Below are 20,406 nucleotides of genomic sequence, written 5' to 3' on the forward strand. Positions count from 1 at the left end.
GCCACTCGGGGGCAATGGCGGAAGCTCTCATCTTGAACTTCGGAGGATGGCGCCTGGATGTTACGGGTTTCTCCGACTTTTTTCTGATTCGACCGGAGACCGGGTCACGGAGGGCCGGGCCGTGCGGCGGATCCGCAGGTCCGGAGCCAGTTTCCGAGGAGGCGGTGGCCCTGCTCGGACAGCACGGACTCGGGGTGGAACTGGACGCCCTCCACCGGCCGGGCGCGGTGGCGCAGGCCCATCACCACCCCGTCCGGGGTGCGGGCGGTGACCTCCAGCGCCCGCCCGGCGGCGGTGGCGGGCGCGATCGTCTCCGGGGCGACGGCGAGGGAGTGGTAGCGCGTCGCGGCGAACGGGTCCGGCAGCCCCTCGAAGACGCCGCGCCCGTCGTGGTGGACGGGACTGGTGTAGCCGTGGACGAGTTCGGGGGCGCGGGCCACGGTCGCCCCGTGCACGTGCGCGATCACCTGGTGGCCGAGGCAGACGCCGAGGAGGGGCAGGCGGTGCCGTTCGGCGTGCCGGACGAGGTCGAGGCAGATCCCGGCGTCGGCCGGGTGGCCGGGGCCGGGGCTCAGCAGCACCCCGTCCACGCCGTCCGCGTCGCCGAGGGCGGCGTGCGACCGGTCGAGCACACGGCAGTCGGCGCCCAGCTCGCGCAGGTACTGGACGATGTTGAAGACGAAGCTGTCGTGGTTGTCCACGACCAGGACGCGGGGTGCGGGCACGGCGGCGCTCAGGGGCGTCCGGTGGTGGTGGCCGGGGCGGGGCCGGGGGAGGCGGGCGCGCCGTGCTCGACGACGCCCCGGTCGAACTGGATCTTGGGTTCCACCCAGGGGAACACCGCGAACCAGAGGACGAGGCAGACGGCCAGGACGAGCCCGAGCGCGACGGCGGTCTTGGTCTGCCACCGGCCGGGCAGGTGCCGCCAGATCCAGGCGTACATCGCTGCTCGCTCCTTCTCCTTTCCCGTGCGGGGCGGCCGGGCTAGCGGCCGCCCTGGGCGGACGCCACCGGCGCGGCCCGGCGCATCTCCGACACCAGCTCACCGAAGATGATCATCCGCTCGGCGGCGGAGTACTTCGGATGGCAGGTGGTGAGCGTGATCAGTTTCTTGGTCGGCCGCTCCTTGGGACGGCCCGGGACGGGCGCGGTGACCTCCACCGCGGTCGGCTTGACGATCCGGCGCCCGGTCACGTGGTAGACGAACTGGCGGTCGCGGGTGTCGATGAGGATCCGGTCGCCCTTGCGCAGCTCGCCGGCGCGGTTGAAGGGCGCCGAGTAGGTGGTGCGGTGCCCGGAGACGACGAAGTTGCCGACCTGCCCGGGCAGCGCGCTGCCGGGGTAGTGGCCGGGCCCCTTGCGCAGGTCGGACTGCTTGACGCCCTCGACGATCACGTACCGGAACTTCGCGCCGAACCGCGGGATGCGGATCATCGCCAGGCCCTCGCCCAGCTTGACCTGCTCCCGGGTGACCTGCGCGGCCCGCCAGGAGTCCATGAGCTCCCGGCCGAGCCGGTCCTGCTGGCCCTGGGTGTAGCGGCCGGTGCCCCACAGCTGGTAGGTCACGAACAGCAGCACGATCAGCCCCGCGGTGATGCACAGCTCGCCCAGCCCACGGATGATCACCCGCACCGCGCATCCCCTTCCGCCGCCCGGCCCGTCCCGGCCGTCCCGTTCGGTCCCGTTCGGTCCCGTTCGGTCCCGGTCAGTTCCGGCCCGGATCGGACGGCACCGTCGCATGCCGCATCGTCACGTTCCCGGTGTACGCGGGCAGCGCCGCGTGCCGCGCGGTGCGCACCGCGTAGCCCAGGCCGTACTCGCGCACATACCTTTTATAGATCTTTACCTCGGGGGAGGCGTCCAGCGCGGCGCGCAGCCGGGCGGGATCGCCGACGGCCGTGATCCGGAACGGCGGCGAGTACACGACCCCCTGGAGGATGAGGGTATTGCCCACGCAGCGCACGGCGCTCGTCGAGATCACCCGCTGGTCCATGATCTGCATCCCGAGCGCTCCGCCCGCCCACAGGGCGTTCACGACGCCCTGGACGTCCGATTCGTGCACGACGAGGTCGTCGGGACCGGCCCCGCGGGGGTAGTCTCCGGTGTGCGGGGCGTCGTCCAGGGTGACGCGCACTCCGGGGCCCGTCAGCGGGGCGAAGCCGGAGCGCGCGGCCAGCCGGTCGGCGCGGGCCCGGGCGTCCTCGACACGGGCGTCGTCGCGGCCCGCGAGACGGGACAGGGCGTCGACCTCGTGCCGCAGCCGCCGGTAGTCGGTGCGGGCCTGGCGGGTGCGGCGCTGCTCGGCGCCGATCAGTTCGGTGATGCGGGTGCGCCCGTCCTCGCGCAGGTCGGTGCCGCGGGACGTGCTCGCGCCGGCCGCGAACAAGGTTCCCGCAAGAAGCGTGAGGGCTGGGATGATGCTTCCCCACGCTGGACGTCGTACGCTGCTCACCAGCGACTACGCTAACCGACAATCCACACATGTGCGGTCCGGCGCTCCGGCCGCCGCCGCCCGAGGAGATCGAAGCCACCGTGGCCAAGTCCAAAGTGCGCAAGAAGGCCGTCTACACTCCGCCGCAGAAGTCCCAGGCGCCGCAGGTCAGCCCGCGCTGGCTGGTCCCGACGATGATCGGCCTGTGGTTGGTCGGCCTGGCCTGGATCGCCACGTTCTACGTGACGGCCAGCACCGGGACCAACGTGCCGTTCATGAGCGATCTGGGCAACTGGAACCTCGGGATCGGCTTCACCGCGATCATTCTGGGCGTCGTGCTGTCCACACGCTGGCGCTGATCGGGTGAACGGCGGCTGGACGGGACGGGGCGTCCCGGGTGCCCGGACCGGTCCCCGGGGTGTCGGACGGCGCCCGGCGGCCGCGGGTACCCGCTTTCCGGCCGGCTAATCCACGATTGTTATCCACAGGCTGGGGATGAGTGCACACGTTATCCCCAGGTTTTCCACAGGTGCGCGGGCCGTGCCGCCCGGGGTGTGGGGTAGCGCCCGGATCGCGCCCTGAGCGCGGAGGGGGCGTGCCGCCCCGCTCCCACGCGACGGCACTCCCCCTGCAGCCCGCTTGTAGCCCGGAGACCGCCGGCCCCTGCCCGTGATCAGGGCGGCCGTGGCGCCGGAGGCATTCCGGTCGGCCGCGGGGCCGCCGGTCAGGACACGCCCGACATCAGCTCGGACGTCTTCACCAGCACCAGCGCCACGAGCAGCACCAGCACGGCCGCGGACGCCGCGACGTGCACCAGTTGCCGCCGGGCCTTCGGCGCGTACGCGTACGCCACGGCCAGCACCGCCCCGGTGGCCAGCCCGCCGATGTGCCCCTCCCAGGAGATGCTCGGCACCGCGAACGTGATCACCAGGTTGAGCACCAGCAGGAACACGATCGGCCCGACCTGCCCGCCCAGCTTCCGGCCGATGACGAAGTACGCCGCGAACAGGCCGAAGATGGCCCCCGAGGCGCCCACCGCCGCGTCGAACGGATCGACCAGGTAGAGCAGCACCGAGCCGCCCAGCCCCGACAGCATGTAGAGCGCCAGGAAGCGCCAGCGCCCCAGCAGCTGCTCCAGCTGCGGGCCGATCGCCCACAGCGCCCACATGTTGAACAGGATGTGGGTGAGGCCGAACCCTCCGCTCTGCGGCGGCTGGTGCAGGAACATCGAGGTGAGCAGGCGGTACCACTCGCCCTCGGCCACCCCGACCAGCGTCCCGCCCTGCATCGCGCCCAGGCCGAGCATCATGAACTCGCGCACGACCTGCTCGGAGGCCACCTCGCCCAGGTAGGCCAGGACGCACAGGCCGATGAGGGTGTAGGTCACCACCGGCGTCTGCGACCCGGAGGCGCGCGCGCCGAGCACCGTGCGCGCCTGGCGGACGCCCTTCTGGCCCTCCGCCACGCACTCCACGCACTGGTGTCCCACCGCCGCGTCCCGCATGCACTCCGGGCAGATGTAGCGATCGCACCGGGTGCAGCGGACGTAGGTCTCCCGGCCCGGGTGCCGGTAGCAGGACGGCACCGGGGTGTCGGGCCCGGGGGCGGGACTGGGATCTGTGCTCATGCGGCGCTCCGTCGGACTTGCGGGGTCTCTCTCAGTATTACGACTGGCGCCGCTCGATCGTCACCGACTCGATGACGACATCGTTCACGGGACGGTCGCCCCGGCCCTTCTGCACGGCCGAGATCGCGTCCACCACGTTGGTGCCCTCGATCACCTTGCCGAAGATGGTGTGCCGGCCGGTGAGGTGCGCGGTGGCCGCGACGTTGGTGGTGATGAAGAACTGCGAGCCGTTGGTGCCGGGCCCGGCGTTGGCCATGGCCAGCAGGTACGGCCGGTCGAACTTCAGGTCCGGGTGGAACTCGTCCTGGAACTCGTAGCCCGGGCCGCCGGTGCCGCGGCCGATCGGGTCGCCGCCCTGGATCATGAAGTTGTCGATGACCCGGTGGAAGATCGTCCCGTTGTAGAGCGGCTCCTGCTTCTTCTCGCCGGTGGCCGGGTGGGTCCAGACCCGGGTGCCCTCCGCCAGGGAGACGAAGTTGTCCACCGTGATCGGGGTCTTGTCCGGGTAGAGCTGCACGACGATCTTGCCGTGGTTGGTGTTGAGCGTCGCAAAGAGTTGTTCAGCCACTGCTGGCCGCCCTCCTCGTCGTCGAATGTGCGCCGTCTCCGGCATGTCTCCCGCACCACCGAGGGTGTTCGTGTGGTAACGCTCCCGATGTTTACCTCCCGCTCGCCGGGAAGGCTGCTGTGCAGGACCTCGCAAACAGGGAGGTTAGCGTGTCCCTAATGATGAGTATCCGCCGGAAGCCGCACGAGGAGGCCCTGACCAGGCTGGGCCGTATGCAGGCGGCGTGCCGCCAGGGCGCGTCGGGCGCGGCCGGGCGGGTCGGGCCGGCGGCGCGGAGCACCCGTGACGTGGCCGCCGGACGTGTTCTGGTCGCCCGCGGCTGGAGTGCGCCGAGATTGCGCAAGGCCGGCACCTACGTCGAGACCGAGCTGGGCCCGCGGATGGGGGCGATGCTGTCGAACGCCGCCCGCCGCGTGGAACCGCCGCATCCCGTCCGCAAGGGCAGGAACGTCGCGATGACGATGGTGGCGGCAGCCTCCGCCGTGGGGCTGGCCGGGGCGCTGCTGACACGACGCAGTGGTGCCCAGGAGCCGGCCGGCCAGGAGTCCGGGCGGTCGTCGGCCACGACGACGGCTCCGGCCGACGCCGACGGCCAGGTACGGACGCCGTAGCCACTGGCGTGAGGGAGGGTCCGGCCGCACGGCCGGGCCTTCTCCCTGTTCGGGACCCTGAAGGGGATTCCGGTCGGGTTCGTTGTTGGTTGTCGGTAATGGGGCGGTTATCCGGCTTGCCTACCAACCGGTACGGTAACGCCATGTCGCCGAAGACCAGCTCGATACGGCAGCGCTTGGCCGCACAGGCCCGCCGTGGCCTGCACTCCGCCGCGCACCGCGGCTGGGAGTGGATCCAGCGGCACGGCGAGATCACCCCCCAGACGCACGGCCGCCGCAGGTTCGCCCACCTGGGCGAGGGCGCCTGCATCGGCTTCCCGGTAGGCGCCATCTACGGCGAGCCGTGGATCTCCATCGGCGACCACACGCTCGTCGGCACGCACTGCACCATCTCCGCCGGGTTCGTGCCCGGCCTGGACCTCGGACCCGACGTCATCATCCGGATCGGCCGCTCCTGCTCACTCGGCCGGGGCACGCACGTCGTGGGCCACCAGTCGATCGAGATCGGCGACGACGTCTTCACCGGCCCCAACGTCTACATCACCGACCAGAACCACTCCTACGGCGACCCCGGCACCCCGATCGGGCGGCAGTGGCCGGAGAACAACCCGGTGGTGATCGGCGACGGCTGCTGGATCGGCACCGGCGCGATCATCCTGCCGGGCACCCGGCTGGGCCGGAACGTGGCGGTCGCGGGCGGCGCCGTCGTCCGCGGCGAGTTCCCCGACCACGCCGTCATCGGCGGCGTCCCGGCCAAGGTGCTGCGCAGCTACGACGCCGAGCTCGGCTGGCAGCCGCCGCTGCGCAACGAGACGATCGTCTCCCTGGAGGAGCTCGCCAAGCTGTCGGAGGACGGCCTCCAGGACCTCCAGATCCTCCAGGACAAACTCCGCGAAGAAGCAGGCTGAGGCAGGCGGGCAGCGACCCTCGCACGGCCCGGCTGACACCAAGGCCGGACTCGAACCCGCCCAGCCCCCGAACCAGGTGGCCGGCTGCGGCGAGCACCGGAGTCGCGGTCGGACGCCGGGGCGGATCGAGGTGGACGAGCCGTACCTTGCGCGCCGGGTCGGGGCGGGCGCGCGGTCGCGGTGAGCACCGGGGGCGTGGTTGGGCGTTGAGCCGGGGCGGATTGAGGTGGATGAGCCGTACCTTGCGCGCCGGGCTGGCGCGGGTCGGGTCGGGCGCGGTCGCTGTGAGCACCGGGGGCGTGGTTGGGCGTTAAGCCGGGCTGAGGTGGGCGACGCGCAGCTCTGCCCAGGCCGGACTCCGGGCCTGGAAGGGCCTGTCTCGTCGTGGCTCGGGTACCGCCCGAGCGCGTTACCTGGCCGGTGAGGCGACGCCGAAGGCGAACCTCACCGGCCAGATCGCGAAGCGATGCCGCGCTTGCCAAAGGCCCGGTTAGGGGCGAGCCGCCAGGCGAGTCCCGTAGGCCGGGACTTCGAAAACACAGCCGCCAGGCGAGCGCCGTAGGCCGGGACTTTGAGACACAGCGTGGGTCAGCTGTAGCGGGCCGGGCTGCGGTCGGTGCCGTCGCGGCGCTTGCCGCCGCCGCCACCGCCGCCGTACGAGCCGCCGCGCCTGCCGCCGTGCGGTCCGCCGCCGCCGCGGCGCACGCCGTACGGGGCGCCACCGCGGCGCTCGCCGCCGAGACCGCCCTCGTGGCGGCCGCCGTACGAGCCTTCCCGCCGGTTGCCGTACGAGGAGCCGTCGCCGCCGGCGTCGTCGCGGCGCGGGGCGCGTTCGGCGCCGTCCTGACGGTCGTACGAGCGCGGCCCGCGCCCGCCGAAGCCGCGTCCGCCGCCGCCCCGCCGGCCACCGCCCGGACGGCCGCCACGGCCGTTCTCGCGGCGCGGGCGGTCGGGGATGATCGGGCCCTCGATCGGCACGCCGGACGGGGTCCGCGCGCCGGTGAGGCGGATCAGCTCGTCGTCGCCGACCGCGACCCGGGTGCGGGGCGCGTTGATGCCGGCGCGGCGGGTCATGGCGGAGGTGGAGCGGACCTGGTGCGGCAGCACCAGCGTCACGACGGTGCCGCGCTCGCCCGCGCGCGCCGTACGGCCCGCGCGGTGCATGTAGTCCTTGTGGTCGGCGGGCGGGTCGACGTGCATGACCAGGGTGACGTCGTCGACGTGGATGCCGCGGGCGGCGACGTCGGTGGCGACCAGCACGCTGATGGAGCCCTCACGGAACTCGGCCAGCGTGCGGGTGCGCAGCCCCTGGCTCTTGCCGCCGTGCAGCCCGGCCGCGCGCACGCCGACCTGGACGAGCTGCTTGGCCAGCCGGTCGACGCCGTGCTTGGTGCGGGCGAACAGGATCGTCCGGCCCTCGCGGTTGGCGATCTCGGCGGTGATGGCGCCCTTCTCCTTGGGCGCCACCAGCAGCAGGTGGTGCTCCATGGTGTCGACCGACTCGTCGACCGGGCCGATCGCGTGCGTGACCGGGTCGTTCAGGTACCGCTTCACCAGGACGTCGACGTCGCGGTCCAGGGTCGCGGAGAACAGCAGCCGCTGCCCGCCGGGACGGGCCTGGTCGAGGATGTCGGTGACGTCGGGCAGGAAGCCCATGTCGGCCATGTGGTCGGCCTCGTCCAGCACCGCGATCTCGATGTCGGACAGGTCGCAGGCGCCCTGCCGCATCAGGTCCTTGAGCCGCCCGGGGGTGGCGACCAGCACCTCGACGCCGCGGCGCAGCGCGTCGATCTGCTTGAACATCGAGGTCTGCCCGATGACGGTCTTGAAGTGCAGGCCGAGGGCGCGGCCGAGCGGCTCCAGGTTCTGCTGGACCTGCTGGGCGAGCTCCCGGGTCGGGACGAGGATCAGGCCGAGGGGGCGCCTGGGCGCCGCGCGGCGGCCGGCCAGGCGGGCCAGCAGGGGGAGCCCGAAGGCGAGGGTCTTGCCGGACCCGGTCTTGCCGCGGCCGAGGACGTCGCGTCCGGCCATGACGTCCGGGATCGCGGCGGCCTGGATCGGGAACGGCGACTCGATGCCCTGGCGCGCGAGCGCGGTCACGAGGGAGTGGGGGAGCCCCAGCTCGGCGAACGTCGGGACGGCTTCGGCGGCGTCCTCGACGGCGGCGGCGGGAGCGGGTGCCGCGGCGGCGGCGGGGGGGAGGTTCTCCGAGGGGAGGTCGGTCGCGGGCAGGGAACTACCAGCAGGCACAGAGGTCACGCATTACCTTCCGAGAGGGGGGCACGTCTCGGGAGGCACCGCGAAGAGATCTGGAGAGATCCGTGGCCTGCAAGGACGAGCCTGACGCGTTCGGCGTCGAGAGTGATTGCCTCAGTCTAACGTTGCCGACGTACCTGCTTATGCCCGTGTCCCGGTGGTCAAACCTGAAATACCCGAGTCTCCCACGTCTCAGCGCCCCCGCTGGTGATCCACATCACCTGGTCAGCACGCGCAGGCGACGCCCGGGGCGGGCGCGGTGAGCGGGTCGGGGGAACGGTGCACGGGCCTTCCGTCGCCGGTCTCGACGGGGTGTCCCTCGCGGGCCCAGTACTCGAATCCGCCGAGCATCTCCTTGACCGGGTGGCCGAGCCGGGCGAACTCCAGCGCCGCCCTTGTGGCCCCGTTGCAGCCGGGTCCCCAGCAGTAGACGACCACGGTGGCGCCCGGCGGCACCACGGCGGCGGCCCGTCCGGCGATCTCGGCGGTCGGCAGGTGGACGGCGCCCGCGACGTGCCCCTGCTCCCAGCCCGCCGCGCCGCGCGAGTCCACGACCACGAGGCCGGGGGCGCCGCTCGCGAGGTCGGCGGCGACGTCGGCGGCGTCGGTCTCGAACGCGAGCCGGGCGGAGAAGTGGGCGATGGCCTCGGCCGGGGCGGCGGCGGGCGTCCGTGTCGTCGCTGTCATGCCCTGATCGTCCCGTTGTAGGGGTGAGTGCCGGAAGTGGCGTGAACGCCGACCATCGCTAGCATCACGCCATGCCCTTCGACCTCCCCCTCCGCGACGGCGGCGCGGGACGGCGCCACACGGTGTCGGTCCTCGCCTTCGACGGCATGGCCCCGTTCGAGCTCGGCTCGGTCGTGGAGGTGTTCGGCCTGCCCCGGCCCGAACTCGGCGTGCCGTCCTGGTACGACCTGCGCGTCTGCTCGCTCGAACGCGGCCCGATGCGGGCGGTCGGCGGCTTCACCGTGACCGCCGGGCATGACCTGGACGACTTCGCCGCCGCCGACACCGTCATGGTGGTGGCCGTGCCGGACGTGCGCGGCGACGTGCCGGAGCCGGTCCTGGACGCGCTGCGCGCCGCCCACGGCCGCGGCGCCCGCGTCGTGTCGATCTGCTCGGGCGCGTTCGCGCTCGCCGCCGCCGGGCTGCTGGACGGCCGCGAGGCCACCACCCACTGGCGTTACGCCGACCTGCTGCGCCTCCGCCACCCGCGCGTCCGGGTGAACCCCGGCGTCCTGTACGTGGACGGCGACGACGTGCTCACCGGCGCGGGCAGCGCCGCCGGGCTCGACCTGTGCCTGCACCTGGTGCGCAAGGACCACGGCGCCCGGGTCGCCAACGCGGTGGCGCGGCGGCTGGTCGTCCCGCCGCACCGGGACGGCGGGCAGGCGCAGTTCGTGGAGGCCGCCGTCCCGGAGCCGGACGCCGACGACCCGGTGGCGCGCAGCATGGCGTGGGCGCTGGAGCATCTCGCCGAGCCGATCACCGTCGCGGAGCTGGCCCGGCGGGCCCGGCTGGCGCCGCGCACGTTCATCCGGCACTTCGCGCGGCAGACCGGGACCAGCCCGCTGCGCTGGGTGATCCACCAGCGGGTGCTCGCCAGTCTGCCGCTGCTGGAGGAGGGGACCGTGCCGGTCGAACGGGTCGGGGCGCTGGTCGGCTTCGAGAGCCCGGCCACCTTCCGCCGCCACTTCACCCGGGCGATGAGGACCTCGCCGTCGGCGTACCGGCGGACGTTCCGGACGGCCCTCGCCTCCTAGCCGTCCCGTCGATGGAGGCCATCCCCAGCCAGATGAGCGCGGCCGCGACCGGCAGCAGGTCGAGCTCGACGGTGATGGCCAGGAAGCCGAAGGCGATCAGCGCCAACGACCACCACGACACGCGCTGCGGGCGTCCCAGGGCGAGGTGCAGGAGGAGGGCGAACAGGCCGAGCTCGAAGAACAGCGGGCCGATGTCGTAGAGCAACTTGGGCAGTACGTCGGGGGCGTCGGCGTACAGCCGGGCCAGCGCGCGCTTCTCGGTGGCGTCGGCGGCGCGCAGCCCGACGACGATGTCGACGACGGCGACGCGGACGAAGGTCAGCAGCCCGGCGAGCCCGACGACGGCCGCGACCGCCGCGGCCGCCCGCCCGGCCCGTCCACCGGTGGGCACGGTGCGGTACAGGCCGGCGATGACCACTCCGAGCAGGAGCAGCGCGGCCAGGAAGAAGACGTGCCCGACGGTCCAGGCCAAGCCCGGGCCGTACTGCCCGTCGCGCCCGTCGAAGACGCGGACGACGCCGTACACCAGCATGCAGGCCGGCGCGGCATGGAAGGCGAAACGGGTCGGCGTTTCGAGGGGGCCGACGCGGCGGCCTGGAAGTGCGGTGTCCACGGACGTCTCTCCTGGGGGCCGATGAGATGCCCTGATCCTCCCGGCGGGCGACGCGGACGGGGATCGCCGCCGGGAGCGGTTCCCGATCTCCCCCGCACGTCTCGCATTGGCCCGCCGGTCTCCCTCAAAGGAGTGATGACCTGCGGATTCGCTGAGCTTGTCGGGCCTGGCGGGACAATACGGTCAGCCCCAGTGACGCCGCGCCCTCTCAGGGGGCCGGGGTCTGGACGGTCACGCCGCCCAGGAGTGAGAACACCCGTATCCGGAGGGTGGGCGCGTCCGGCGCAGCGTCTCCGCGACCTTCGTCCTGCCCGCCGGCGAAGAGGGCTGGGAGGCCGAGCAGGCTGCGCCCTTCCAGGATCACGCGCACGCCGCGCGGCACGCAGACCGTCACCTGGCCGAGCAGGGAGACCTTGGTCAGGGTGACCTCGGGCGCCGCCAGTTCGGCGTTCCGGAGGTCGAGGTGGGTGCCGCCGATGACGGTCAGGGAGACCAGGTGCCGGTCCATGTGCCAGTGCCCGTGCCGGCGCAGCCCGCCCACGGGCGCCACGTGCCACTCGGTGCGGACCTCCGGCGTCTCGGGGGCTCCGGGGTCGGCGGCGGGGATGTCGTCGACGAGCCGGTCCAGTTCGGCGCGCGTCCGGACGAGCTCCGCCTCGTGCAGCCGCTCGCTGTACTCCGCCAGGCTCAGCAGCCCCTCGCCGCAGGCCCGGTTGAGGCGGGTGACGACGGCGTGCCGCTCCGCCTCCGAGACGTCCCCGCGGTTGCCGCCTTTGGCGCGGTCCAGGCGGGTCGGGTGCGCCGGGGCCTTCTCCCAGTTGTCGGCCATGCCCGCATCCGTACCCCCGAAGACCAAGATCGACCGGACGGGGCTCAGGTGGTGCGGGGGCGGCGGAGGAGGCGCGGCCGGACGCGTCCCAGCCCCTGGAGGGGCCGGGGGCGCAGGGAGGAGATGTCGTACGCGCCGGACGGCAGCGCGGCGGCGAGGTCGCCGTCGGCCAGGACCGTGCCGGGGTACGCGGTGGCGGTGAGCCGTGCGGCCATGTTGACCGGGGTGCCGAAGACGTCCCCCAGGCGGAGGACCACCTCGCCGTAGGCCATCCCGACCCGGACGCGCGGGAAGCCGGGGTCGTCCTCGCAGCGCCCGGCGACGCCGAGACCGATCTCGGCGGCCGCGGCGGGGTCGTCGGCGACGAACAGGACCTCGTCTCCGAGCGTCTTGATGATCCGGCCGCCGTGCTCGGCGACGATCTCGGTGACGGTGGTCTCGAAGCGTTCCACGAACTCGGCGAGCTCGCCGCCCTCCATCCGCCGGCTCATCCGGGTGAAGGACACGATGTCGGCGAAGCCGGTCGCGAGCCGGGCGACGCCCGCGGCCGGGTCGGCGGTCGCGGTGGCGGTGGCGCCGGCGGCGCGCAGGCCCGCGGCGGCCAGCTGGCGGCGCCAGCCGTGCATCAGCAGCCGCTCGAACGCGGGCCGCAACTCCTCGGTGGCCTCCAGGGCGGCGATGACGGCCTCCTCGGTGACCGGCTCGTCCGGCGGGAGCCGTTCGCTGAACCGCTGCAGCCAGACGTCGCCCAGCCAGCTGGCGAGCCGTCCCATGGTCTGCCCGACCGCGCGGGACAGCCGCAGCACCATGTCCTCGTCCACCAGGTCGTGCGCGAGCAGTTCCTTGATCTCGCGGAGCGCGAGCAGGTCGCCCTCGGTGAAGGCGACCTCGTCGTCGGGCGGGACGGGGAAGCCGAGCGCCCGCCAGATGGCGCGGGCCTGCTCCTCGGGGATCCCGGAACGCTCTTCGACCTGCTCGCGGGTGTAACGCGTCGGACCGCCGAGGAGCTTCTCCTCGATATCCTGGGCCTCCTGGGGACCCGCCATGACCACCTCTATGTGTCATCGATCGATGTCACAATGGTGGCGCGTAAGATCAAGGCGGTCAAGGAATCCGAGACCGGCGGGCGGGGCATGGCCGAGTACCGAATCGACGAGTTGGCCCAGGCGGCGGGCGGCACCGTCCGCAACATCCGGGCCTACCAGGACCGGGGGCTGCTGCCCCCACCGCGCCTGGAGGGCCGGGTCGGCATCTACGACGACTCCCATCTGGCCCGGCTGCGCCTGATCGGCAAGCTGCTCGGCCGCGGCTACACCTTCGCGATCATCAAGGACCTGCTGTCGGCCTGGGAGACCGGCAAGGACGTCGGCGAGGTCCTGGGCCTGGAGAAGGTGCTCACCGATCCGTGGTCGGACGAGATCCCCGGCACCACCACGCTGGAGGAGCTGCGGTCCGCCTTCGGGCCCGACCTGGACCCCGCCGAGATCGCCCGGATGCTCGACCGCACCGTCCGGCTCGGCCTGGTCGAGCCCGCCGGCGGCGACCACTACCGGGTGCCGAGCCCGCGGCTGCTGCACGTGGGCGCCGAACTGGTCGCCGCCGGGATCCCGCTGGAGTCGGTGCTCGACATCGCCGAGCAGATCCGCGACGACTGCGACGTGATCGCCGGCCGGTTCGTCAACCTGGTGCGCGAGCACGTCTTCCAGCGCGACACCGACGAGTCCGTGCCGGGCGGCGACGACGTCGCGGAGATCGCGGCGATGGTGCGGCGGATGCGGCCGCTGGTGAAGATGGTCGTCGACCCGTTCATCGCCCGCGCCATGGAGACCCGCGTGCAGGCCGCCCTCGGCACCCAGCTGGAGGAGATCCGCGACCACATGGCCGCGGCCGCGGACGCCTCCCGGAGCTGAGCACCCGGGGCGGGGTCAGAGCAGGGACGCGCCCCAGACGACCGTGACCTGGCGCGAGTCGCCGGTCGTGGGGTCGATGAACGTGACCGTCGCCTCGCCCGGCAGGTTGATCAGCCCGGTGCTCAGCGTGATCGTGAGATCGGCGGTCCCGTCCCGATCCAGGTCGCCGCGCGGCTGCGACACGCTCACCTGCTCGGACGACGACACCGCGTTCCACTCCACCGGACCGCGCAGCGCGCTCACCCGCACGCTCCCCGTCTTGGTGCCGTACAGCTCCACCTTCGCCGGGCTGACCGCGAGCGTGCCCGGCCTGGGCGGCGCGGGCGGGGCCGGCACCGTCGGCGACGGCCGCGGTGTCTCCCGCTCGTTGGATTGCGGGTTCAGCGGCGGCCGGGCACCCGGCGCGGACGGCGCCTGCGCCTGCGGGGGACGCCGCTGGTCGCGTTCGTGGCCCTGCGCCCCCGGCGACTGCTCGGTGATGGACGGCTGCGGGCGGGTGTGGAACGGCGGCCAGTAGATCGTCGGGTTGCCCAGCCCCGGACCCATCATCAGCGCGGCCAGCACCGCCGTCACCAGAGCCCCGGCCATGCCGCCGCCCGCGAACAGCCACCGCTTGGTGAACGGCGACGGCATGTCCGGCTGGCTCGGCAGTCCCGCCGGGGTCAGCCCGCCGCCGCGGGCCGCGATGTCGGCCCGGTAGCCGGCCAGCTCGGGATCGGTGGCGGTGTGGACGACCCGGTGCCGCAGCGCGGCGGGCAGCACGGGCGAGGGCGCCAGCGCGAGCAGCGCGGCCGGGTAGACGGCGGCGCGGCGGTCGCAGTCGTCGCACGCGTGGTCGTCGAACGCCGCGCCGCCCGGGGGCTGCTGAGTGCGCCGCCCGGCCGCGCGCTTCGCCCCGCCGGGGCCGCCGCTGGACGGCGCGTTCCCACGCTGGGGCGGACGGCGCGAGGGCGGCGCGGAACGGCGCGCGCGGCCGGGCAGGACGCCCGCGGCGGTCCGCCGCGAGGCCGGGCCGCGGCGCCGTTCGGATCGCTCCTGCGCGGCTTGGCCGTCTTCGTCGTCGCCCTCGGTGTCGTCCGGCTCGGGGACGGGCGGCTTCTTCGCGGCCGCTCCGCCGACAACGGTGCTCGCCTGCTCGTCCTCCGCGCGGCCCTGCACGGACTCGGTACGGGCGAGCAGCTCCGCCTCCGCGTCCGCGACCTCCACGGCCGGCGGGGTGCGCCGTTCGGCGACGCAGCGTTCGGTCAGCAGCATCAGCTCGGTCTCGTACGCGGACTCCAGCGCGGACCGGGAGCGTGCCACGCGCGCGGCGGCGCGGCGCGAGGAGATGCCCAGCACGATGCCGATCTCGGAGGGGAGCAGCCCGTGCCGCACGGCCAGCAGCAGCGCCTCCTGGTCGCCCGGATCCAGGCGGCCCAGCGACGCGTCCAGGAGCCTGCGCAGCTCGGCGGACGGCGGCAGCTCCGGTTCCTCGGCCGCGGGAATCTCCGTCCGCGCGGACCCGCCGTCCTCCTTCGGCCTGCGGCGGGGCAGCGGCGGGCCGCCCGGACGGCGGCCCAGCCCCCTCGCGTTCCCGCCCGCGCCGGCCCGGGCCGGCTCCGCGGCCATCAGCGCGGGCGGCTCACCGAACTCGACATCGGGCTCCCAGAACAGCGCCCGCGGCCGGCCCCGCAGGACGCACCGGCGGCGGGCCGCCCCGTACAGCCAGGACCGCAGGTGCACGTGGTCGCGCATCCGCGGCGCGCGGCGGCAGGCGTCGATGAACGTGTCGTGCACGATGTCCGCCGCGATCTTGTATTCGCCGGACAGGGACAAAACGTAGTCGTACAGGCGCTCAGCGTACCCGTCGTAGAGAGCGGCCAGCGCGCCATCGTCGCCTTCGTTCAGCCTGTGGACCAACCGTCGGTCGGCCGCGGTGTCGAAGGAGGACCACCTGGGCATTCGCGCTCCCGGCACCGGCATGTGGGAGACCCGCCCTCGCGGGGCCGTCTGGGTATTCGGCCCACCCTGCATACACCCGTCTGCCCCATCCGCACCACTTGATCCCTTGAAATGACAATGAGGTGGCCATGGGGTGACACCGACCGTTCCCTTTGTATCTGCGGGGATGTCAGGGTGTACCCGTTCCGTAACGCCGCGCGAACGCCGTCCCGCCGGGGTCAGCCGAAGTGCCGCACGGTGAGCTCCCCGTCCGCGTACCGCCGCCGCAGCACCTTCTTGTCGAACTTGCCGACCGAGGTCTTGGGCACGGATTCGATGAACGACCAGCGCTCGGGGAGCTGCCACTTGGGGATCCGGTCGCCGAGGAACCCCCGCAGCTCCTCGGCGGTCAGCACGGCGCCGTCCCGTACCACCACCGACGCCAGCGGGCGCTCCTGCCAGCGCTCGTCGGGGACGCCGACCACCGCCGCCTCCAGCACGTCGGGATGCGCCATGAGGTGGTTCTCCAGCTCCACCGAGGAGATCCACTCCCCGCCGGACTTGATCACGTCCTTGGCCCGGTCGGTGAGGATCAGGTAGCCGTCGGCGGACAGCGTGCCGACATCGCCGGTGCGCAGCCAGCCGTCGTTGAACCGGGACGGGTCCTCGTCCAGGTGGTACGCGCCGGTGATCCACGGGCCGCGGATCTCCACCTCGCCGACCGACACGCCGTCGTGCGGCAGCACCACGTCGCCGTCGCCGACGATCCGCATCTCCAGCCCGGCCAGGACGCGGCCCTGCGACACCCGGGCCCGCCAGGCGTCCTCGCCGCCGGAGCCGACCGGCGGGTGCGCCATCGTGGCCACCGGCGAGGTCTCGGTCATCCCCCACGCCTGGACGATCGTCACGCCGAGGTCGTCGAACCCGCGCATCAGCGACTCCGGCACCGCCGAACCGCCGCACGGCACCAGCCGCAGCGAGCTGAGGTCGGCGCCGTGCTCCCTGGTGTGCCGCAGCACGTCCGCCCAGATCGTCGGCACCGCCCCCGCGATGGTGGGGCGCTCCGCCTCGATCAGCCGGACCAGCGGCTCGGCCTGCAGGAACCGGTCCGGCATGACCAGCGACGCCCCCGCCATGATCGCCGCGTACGGCAGGCCCCAGGCGTTGGCGTGGAACATCGGCACCACCGGAAGCACCCGGTCGGACGCGTTCATCCCCATCGCGTTGCCCGTCGCGATCGACATCGAGTGCAGGTACGCCGAGCGGTGCGAGTACACCACGCCCTTGGGATTGCCCGTGGTGCCGCTGGTGTAGCACATGGCGGCCGCCGCACGCTCGTCGATCTCCGGCCAGTCGAACTCGGCGGGCGCCGCGGCGAGCAGCTCCTCGTAGGAGTGCAGCACCTTGCCCGCCCCCTCCAGCGGCCCGGTGTCGCCCTCGCCGACCACGATCACGTCCCGGATCGTCTTCAGCTGCGGCAGCACGGGCGCCAGCAGCGGGATCAGCGAGCCGTCCACGATGACGACCCGGTCCTCGGCGTGGTTGGCGATGTAGACGAGCTGGTCGGGGAAGAGCCGCAGGTTCAGGGTGTGGAGCACGGCACCCATGGAGGGGATCGCCAGGTACGCCTCGAGATGTTCGGCGTTGTTCCACATGAAGGTGGCCACGCGCTGGTCGCCGTCCACGCCCAGCCCGCGCAGCGCCCCGGCCAGCCGCGCGGCGCGCTCGCCGAGCCGCGCGTAGGTCTCCCGGCGGGTCCCGTCACCGGTCCAGGTGATCACCTCGCTCCCGCCGAAGACGCCGGTGCCGAAGCGCATGATCGAGGTGATGGTCAGCGGAAAGTCCTGCATCGTGCTCCACACGGCGCACCTCCAGCTCGGTGGATCCCAGAACCCGGATTCTTGCCCGAAGTATCGGCCGATGTCAGCACCCGCCCGCAGTTTTCTCCGTATCCCCTCCAGACACGCACCGCGATAGCGGCTTCGCGGCACCCGCCGCGCCGACGCCTCGCGGCCGACGCGCCGCGCTTCTAAGGGCCCGCATCGCGGTTGTGCGGAGACGCGTCATGGCTCCAGGGCGGCACGTCCCGGCTCTGGGGCGGCGCGTCGCGGTTTGGCTGGCTCGGCGGGAACGAGCCAGCTCCGGGACAGCGTGTCGCGGTTTCGCGGAGACGCGTTGCGGTTTTGCGGAGGTGCGTTGCGGCTCTGGGACGACGCGTCCTGGCCCTGGCGCGAGGGACCGCGCTTCTGCGGGAGCGAGGCGGCTCTGGGGCGGCGCGTCGCGGTCTTGTTGGGGCGCGTCGCGCTTCTGCGCGGGCGCGTTGCGGTGTTGCGGAGGCCCGTCGTGGCTCCGGGGCGGCGCGTCGTGGTCCTGGGACGGCGGGCGGATCGCGCTTCTGCAGGAACGAGTCGTGGCTCTGGCGGCGCGTCGCGGTCTTGCGGGGGCGTGTCGCCGTTCTGCGCGGGCGCGTTCCGGCTCTGGACGACGCGTCCTGGGCCTGGCGCGGCGGGCCGCGCCTGCGGGGACGAGTCGCGGTTCTGGGGCGGGGTGTCGCGGTCTTGCGGGGGCGTGTCGCCGTTCCGCGCGGGCGCGTTCCGGCTCTGGACGACGCGTCCTGGGCCTGGCGCGGCGGGCCGCGCCTGCGGGGACGAGTCGCGGTTCTAGGGAGGCGCGTCGCGGTCTTGCGGCGGCGTGTCGCGGTTCTGCGCGGCTGCGTCCTGGCTCTCGGGCGGCGCGTCGTGGCTTTGCGGGGGCGTGTCGCGGTTCTGTGAGGGCGCGGGGCGGCTTTGGGGCGGCGCGTCGTGGTCCTGGGACGGCGTGTCGCGGTTTGGCGGGGGTGTGTCGTGGTTCTCGGGCGGGGTGTCGCGGTTCTGGGGTGGGACGCCGGGTTCCGGGGACGGGATCTTGGGGAAGTCGGCCTCGAGGCCGGCGTCGTCCCGGAGCTTGGCCATAGCGCGGGAAACGGTGCTCTTGACGGTGCCGATGCTGACTCCGAGAACCTCGGCGATTTCGGCCTCGGCCATGTCCTCGTAGTAGCGGAGCATGACCGCCATGCGCTGCCGCTCGGGCAGGCGATCCAGGGCGCGGCCGAGGGCGTCGTGCAATTCGCTCCGCCGGGTATGATCATCTACCGGCTGGTCGGGCAGTTCGTCGGTGGGGTAGATGTCCAGCTTGCGCCGGCGCCACCAGGAGATCTGGGTGTTGACCATGGCGCGGCGCACGTAACCGTCGACCGAGGCGCGGTCCTGGATGCGGTCCCAGGCCAGGTAGGTCTTGGCGAGGGCGGCCTGCAGGAGGTCCTCGGCCTCGGCGCGATCACTGGTGAGCTGCAGCGCGGCGCGCAGCAGCGCGGGCCCGCGGGCCGCGACGTAGTCGCGGAACTCCTCGTGCCGCGTGCTGTTCACGTCACCACCGAGCCAGGGGTTGGGAGCCTGCGGTCGACCCGTACCGACGAGCTGATCGTGAGGCATCGGAGCGTGATCCCGACCCCTCGACGATGGCACGAAGATCGTAATTCCGGGTCATCTGAAAAGACATATTAGGGTCAACCAGGGGATAATAATCAACCGGGGTAAAAAGAACCTCAACCCCTGCATGACTTATCGCGACAAATCCGTCGACAGTCCGGCCCCCGCGGGTGAGTCTTGACACGCTGTCCTAACAGCCCTGGACACGAGTTTGAAGATCGCCGAAGTCAAGATCGACGCCGGAGTGTCGCCATGCCGCTTCCACCCCGATGCCGTGGCGGAGAGCGCCGCAGATACCGGGAGCTCGTCCTGGGAGGGTCCGAGCCGCCCGGTACCGCCCCGGGTCCGCGCCGTCCCCCGCGCGTCCTGGCAGGGACCGTCCTCGACGCGAGCCCGCACCTGCTGGTGCTGCGCGGGTCCGGCGGCGAGGTGCGGCTGCCCATGACCTCCGCCACCTCGGTCTGGCATGGCGGGCGCGGGGGCCTCGCCGCGCTGCTGCCGGGACGGGAGGTGATCGTCCGCTCCACCCCGGACGGTCTCGGCGCCGACCGGATCTGGGTGGACATCGGCCGGGTGACCGGCACGATCCTGGCGCGCGGCAGGGACGCCGTGGAGGTGGACATGGGTCCGCATCGCGGGCGCACCCATGTGGTGATCCCCCCGCACGCCCTGGGCCGGGTCCTCGTCCGGCACCCCAGGCTCGAACCGGGCTTCCTGATCGACGTCATCTGCGTGCGCTCCCCGGCGGGGCCGCAGGCGGTCCGGCCCGGGACGTCCCAGCCGGGCCACCGCGCGGCCGACCTCGCCGCGCCCGAGCCGGACGTGTCGGTGCCCCAGGTGCTCCAGGGGACGGCGACCTGGTTCGGCGGCGCCACCTACGAGGTCCCCGCGCCGCGGGCGGAGCCGGACACGGCCCGTCCGGACGGCGACGGTGCACCGCTCGGCCGGACGAGCCCGGGCGCCGAGGCGCTTCCGCACATCGACGGCGCCGTCGTCCCGACCCGCGCGGAGTCAGGACGGGGACGATGCGGGCCCCGGCACGCCTCGTCCACCCGCAGGCGCGGCCCGGCCCGTCCCACGCGCCGCCGCCCCGAGGCCGGTGTCCCGGAGGCGCGGCCCGACGCGCGGGCGGCGGGTCCGGATTTCCGTCTCAGCGGGGGCGCGGCCGGGGCCGCCTACCCGGCGCTCGACCCCGAAGGACAGGGCGGCGGTTGCCCCGACGCCCCGCCGCCCGGGTGCGCGGCGCTGCCCTACCTCTCCCTTGGCAGTGAACTGGTCGTCCGGAACGAGTGCGCGGACCTGACCGCGACGCTGCCGGTGATCGAGTGCGGCTGCGTCGCGGCGGGCTACTGCGACCGGTGCGTCGAATGCGGCACCTCCCCGCGCGGGCGCCTGGTCGAACTCACCCCCGCGGCGTTCGTCGGCCTCGGCGGCGACCTGGACGCGGGCTGCTTCAACACCGTCCTGCGGCACGGCGCGCCCGGAGCGGCGGCGGGAGTCTGA

Annotated in this window: 19 protein-coding genes and 1 pseudogene; 6 read left to right on the plus strand and 14 right to left on the minus strand. The window is 73.3% G+C overall.

Annotation, left to right across the window (positions count from 1 at the left end):
- Nucleotides 1-104 precede the first annotated feature (104 nt).
- The 4 genes from ACFPZN_RS34445 to ACFPZN_RS34460 all read right to left on the minus strand — a co-directional run bounded on the left by ACFPZN_RS34445 (nucleotide 105) and on the right by ACFPZN_RS34460 (nucleotide 2,386).
- Complete coding sequence (locus tag ACFPZN_RS34445; protein WP_378286504.1) at nucleotides 105-725, minus strand: anthranilate synthase component II; 621 nt, start codon at nucleotides 723-725, stop codon at nucleotides 105-107.
- 8 nt (nucleotides 726-733) lie between these two features.
- Nucleotides 734-943 (minus strand): hypothetical protein, encoded by a 210-nt coding sequence (locus ACFPZN_RS34450; RefSeq protein ID WP_378286505.1) that lies wholly within the window; start codon nucleotides 941-943, stop codon nucleotides 734-736.
- A 41-nt stretch (nucleotides 944-984) separates the two neighbouring features.
- A complete protein-coding gene (locus ACFPZN_RS34455) occupies nucleotides 985-1,632 on the minus strand; it encodes a class E sortase (RefSeq protein ID WP_378286506.1) in 648 nt (215 codons plus the stop codon).
- Between the two features lie 73 nt (nucleotides 1,633-1,705).
- Entirely contained in the window at nucleotides 1,706-2,386 is a 681-nt protein-coding gene (locus ACFPZN_RS34460) for a DUF881 domain-containing protein (RefSeq protein ID WP_378286507.1), read from the minus strand.
- Between the two features lie 146 nt (nucleotides 2,387-2,532).
- Between ACFPZN_RS34460 and ACFPZN_RS34465 the strand changes: the two genes are divergently transcribed.
- Nucleotides 2,533-2,790, plus strand: coding sequence for a cell division protein CrgA (locus ACFPZN_RS34465; RefSeq protein ID WP_378286563.1), 258 nt, complete (start codon nucleotides 2,533-2,535; stop codon nucleotides 2,788-2,790).
- 365 nt (nucleotides 2,791-3,155) lie between these two features.
- On the opposite strand, the gene ACFPZN_RS34470 is transcribed toward ACFPZN_RS34465, so the two are convergent.
- The gene (locus tag ACFPZN_RS34470; RefSeq protein ID WP_378286508.1) at nucleotides 3,156-4,058 is read right to left on the minus strand and encodes a rhomboid family intramembrane serine protease; all 903 of its coding nucleotides are present in this window, start codon (nucleotides 4,056-4,058) and stop codon (nucleotides 3,156-3,158) included.
- Nucleotides 4,059-4,095: 37 nt separating this feature from the next.
- Nucleotides 4,096-4,626, minus strand: a complete 531-nt coding sequence (locus ACFPZN_RS34475; protein ID WP_378286509.1) for a peptidylprolyl isomerase — start codon at nucleotides 4,624-4,626, stop codon at nucleotides 4,096-4,098.
- Nucleotides 4,627-4,784: 158 nt separating this feature from the next.
- Here ACFPZN_RS34475 and ACFPZN_RS34480 point away from each other — a divergent pair, with 158 nt between their 5' ends.
- Nucleotides 4,785-5,237 (plus strand): hypothetical protein, encoded by a 453-nt coding sequence (locus ACFPZN_RS34480; protein WP_378286510.1) that lies wholly within the window; start codon nucleotides 4,785-4,787, stop codon nucleotides 5,235-5,237.
- 143 nt (nucleotides 5,238-5,380) lie between these two features.
- Nucleotides 5,381-6,145: an acyltransferase gene (locus tag ACFPZN_RS34485; protein ID WP_378286511.1), complete on the plus strand. Its 765-nt coding sequence runs from the start codon at nucleotides 5,381-5,383 to the stop codon at nucleotides 6,143-6,145.
- A gap of 588 nt (nucleotides 6,146-6,733) precedes the next feature.
- Here the strand turns inward: ACFPZN_RS34485 and ACFPZN_RS34490 are convergent.
- Nucleotides 6,734-8,266 carry a DEAD/DEAH box helicase gene (locus tag ACFPZN_RS34490; RefSeq protein WP_378286564.1) on the minus strand — a complete coding sequence of 511 codons (1,533 nt, stop codon included), beginning with the start codon at nucleotides 8,264-8,266 and terminating at the stop codon, nucleotides 6,734-6,736.
- Nucleotides 8,267-8,626: 360 nt separating this feature from the next.
- Nucleotides 8,627-9,088, minus strand: a complete 462-nt coding sequence (locus tag ACFPZN_RS34495; protein WP_378286512.1) for a rhodanese-like domain-containing protein — start codon at nucleotides 9,086-9,088, stop codon at nucleotides 8,627-8,629.
- A gap of 71 nt (nucleotides 9,089-9,159) precedes the next feature.
- Here ACFPZN_RS34495 and ACFPZN_RS34500 point away from each other — a divergent pair, with 71 nt between their 5' ends.
- On the plus strand, nucleotides 9,160-10,164 hold the full coding sequence (locus ACFPZN_RS34500) for a helix-turn-helix domain-containing protein (protein ID WP_378286514.1): 1,005 nt from the start codon (nucleotides 9,160-9,162) through the stop codon (nucleotides 10,162-10,164).
- On the opposite strand, the gene ACFPZN_RS34505 is transcribed toward ACFPZN_RS34500, so the two are convergent.
- The 3 genes from ACFPZN_RS34505 to ACFPZN_RS34515 all read right to left on the minus strand — a co-directional run bounded on the left by ACFPZN_RS34505 (nucleotide 10,097) and on the right by ACFPZN_RS34515 (nucleotide 12,652).
- Nucleotides 10,097-10,777, minus strand: coding sequence for a hypothetical protein (locus tag ACFPZN_RS34505; protein WP_378286515.1), 681 nt, complete (start codon nucleotides 10,775-10,777; stop codon nucleotides 10,097-10,099). The two genes, ACFPZN_RS34500 and ACFPZN_RS34505, sit on opposite strands and share 68 nt — an antisense overlap.
- 208 nt (nucleotides 10,778-10,985) lie before the next feature.
- Nucleotides 10,986-11,606: a DUF1707 SHOCT-like domain-containing protein gene (locus ACFPZN_RS34510; protein ID WP_378286516.1), complete on the minus strand. Its 621-nt coding sequence runs from the start codon at nucleotides 11,604-11,606 to the stop codon at nucleotides 10,986-10,988.
- 44 nt (nucleotides 11,607-11,650) lie between these two features.
- Complete coding sequence (locus ACFPZN_RS34515) at nucleotides 11,651-12,652, minus strand: adenylate/guanylate cyclase domain-containing protein (RefSeq protein ID WP_378286517.1); 1,002 nt, start codon at nucleotides 12,650-12,652, stop codon at nucleotides 11,651-11,653.
- 33 nt (nucleotides 12,653-12,685) lie between these two features.
- On the opposite strand from ACFPZN_RS34515, the gene ACFPZN_RS34520 reads away from it, so the two are divergent.
- Nucleotides 12,686-13,516: a MerR family transcriptional regulator gene (locus tag ACFPZN_RS34520; protein WP_378286518.1), complete on the plus strand. Its 831-nt coding sequence runs from the start codon at nucleotides 12,686-12,688 to the stop codon at nucleotides 13,514-13,516.
- Nucleotides 13,517-13,531: 15 nt separating this feature from the next.
- On the opposite strand, the gene ACFPZN_RS34525 is transcribed toward ACFPZN_RS34520, so the two are convergent.
- The 3 genes and pseudogenes from ACFPZN_RS34525 to ACFPZN_RS34535 form a co-directional block, all read right to left on the minus strand.
- Complete coding sequence (locus tag ACFPZN_RS34525; RefSeq protein ID WP_378286519.1) at nucleotides 13,532-15,457, minus strand: sigma factor; 1,926 nt, start codon at nucleotides 15,455-15,457, stop codon at nucleotides 13,532-13,534.
- 218 nt (nucleotides 15,458-15,675) lie between these two features.
- Nucleotides 15,676-17,286: a long-chain fatty acid--CoA ligase gene (locus ACFPZN_RS34530; protein WP_378286520.1), complete on the minus strand. Its 1,611-nt coding sequence runs from the start codon at nucleotides 17,284-17,286 to the stop codon at nucleotides 15,676-15,678.
- A gap of 1,071 nt (nucleotides 17,287-18,357) precedes the next feature.
- Nucleotides 18,358-18,840, minus strand: a pseudogene (locus ACFPZN_RS34535) (SigE family RNA polymerase sigma factor); the annotation flags it as partial.
- Between the two features lie 315 nt (nucleotides 18,841-19,155).
- Between ACFPZN_RS34535 and ACFPZN_RS34540 the strand changes: the two are divergent.
- On the plus strand, nucleotides 19,156-20,406 hold the full coding sequence (locus tag ACFPZN_RS34540) for a hypothetical protein (protein WP_378286521.1): 1,251 nt from the start codon (nucleotides 19,156-19,158) through the stop codon (nucleotides 20,404-20,406).

This window comes from Actinomadura rugatobispora (assembly GCF_042656285.1).
In the GTDB taxonomy this organism is placed as follows: Bacteria; Actinomycetota; Actinomycetes; order Streptosporangiales; family Streptosporangiaceae; genus Spirillospora; species Spirillospora rugatobispora.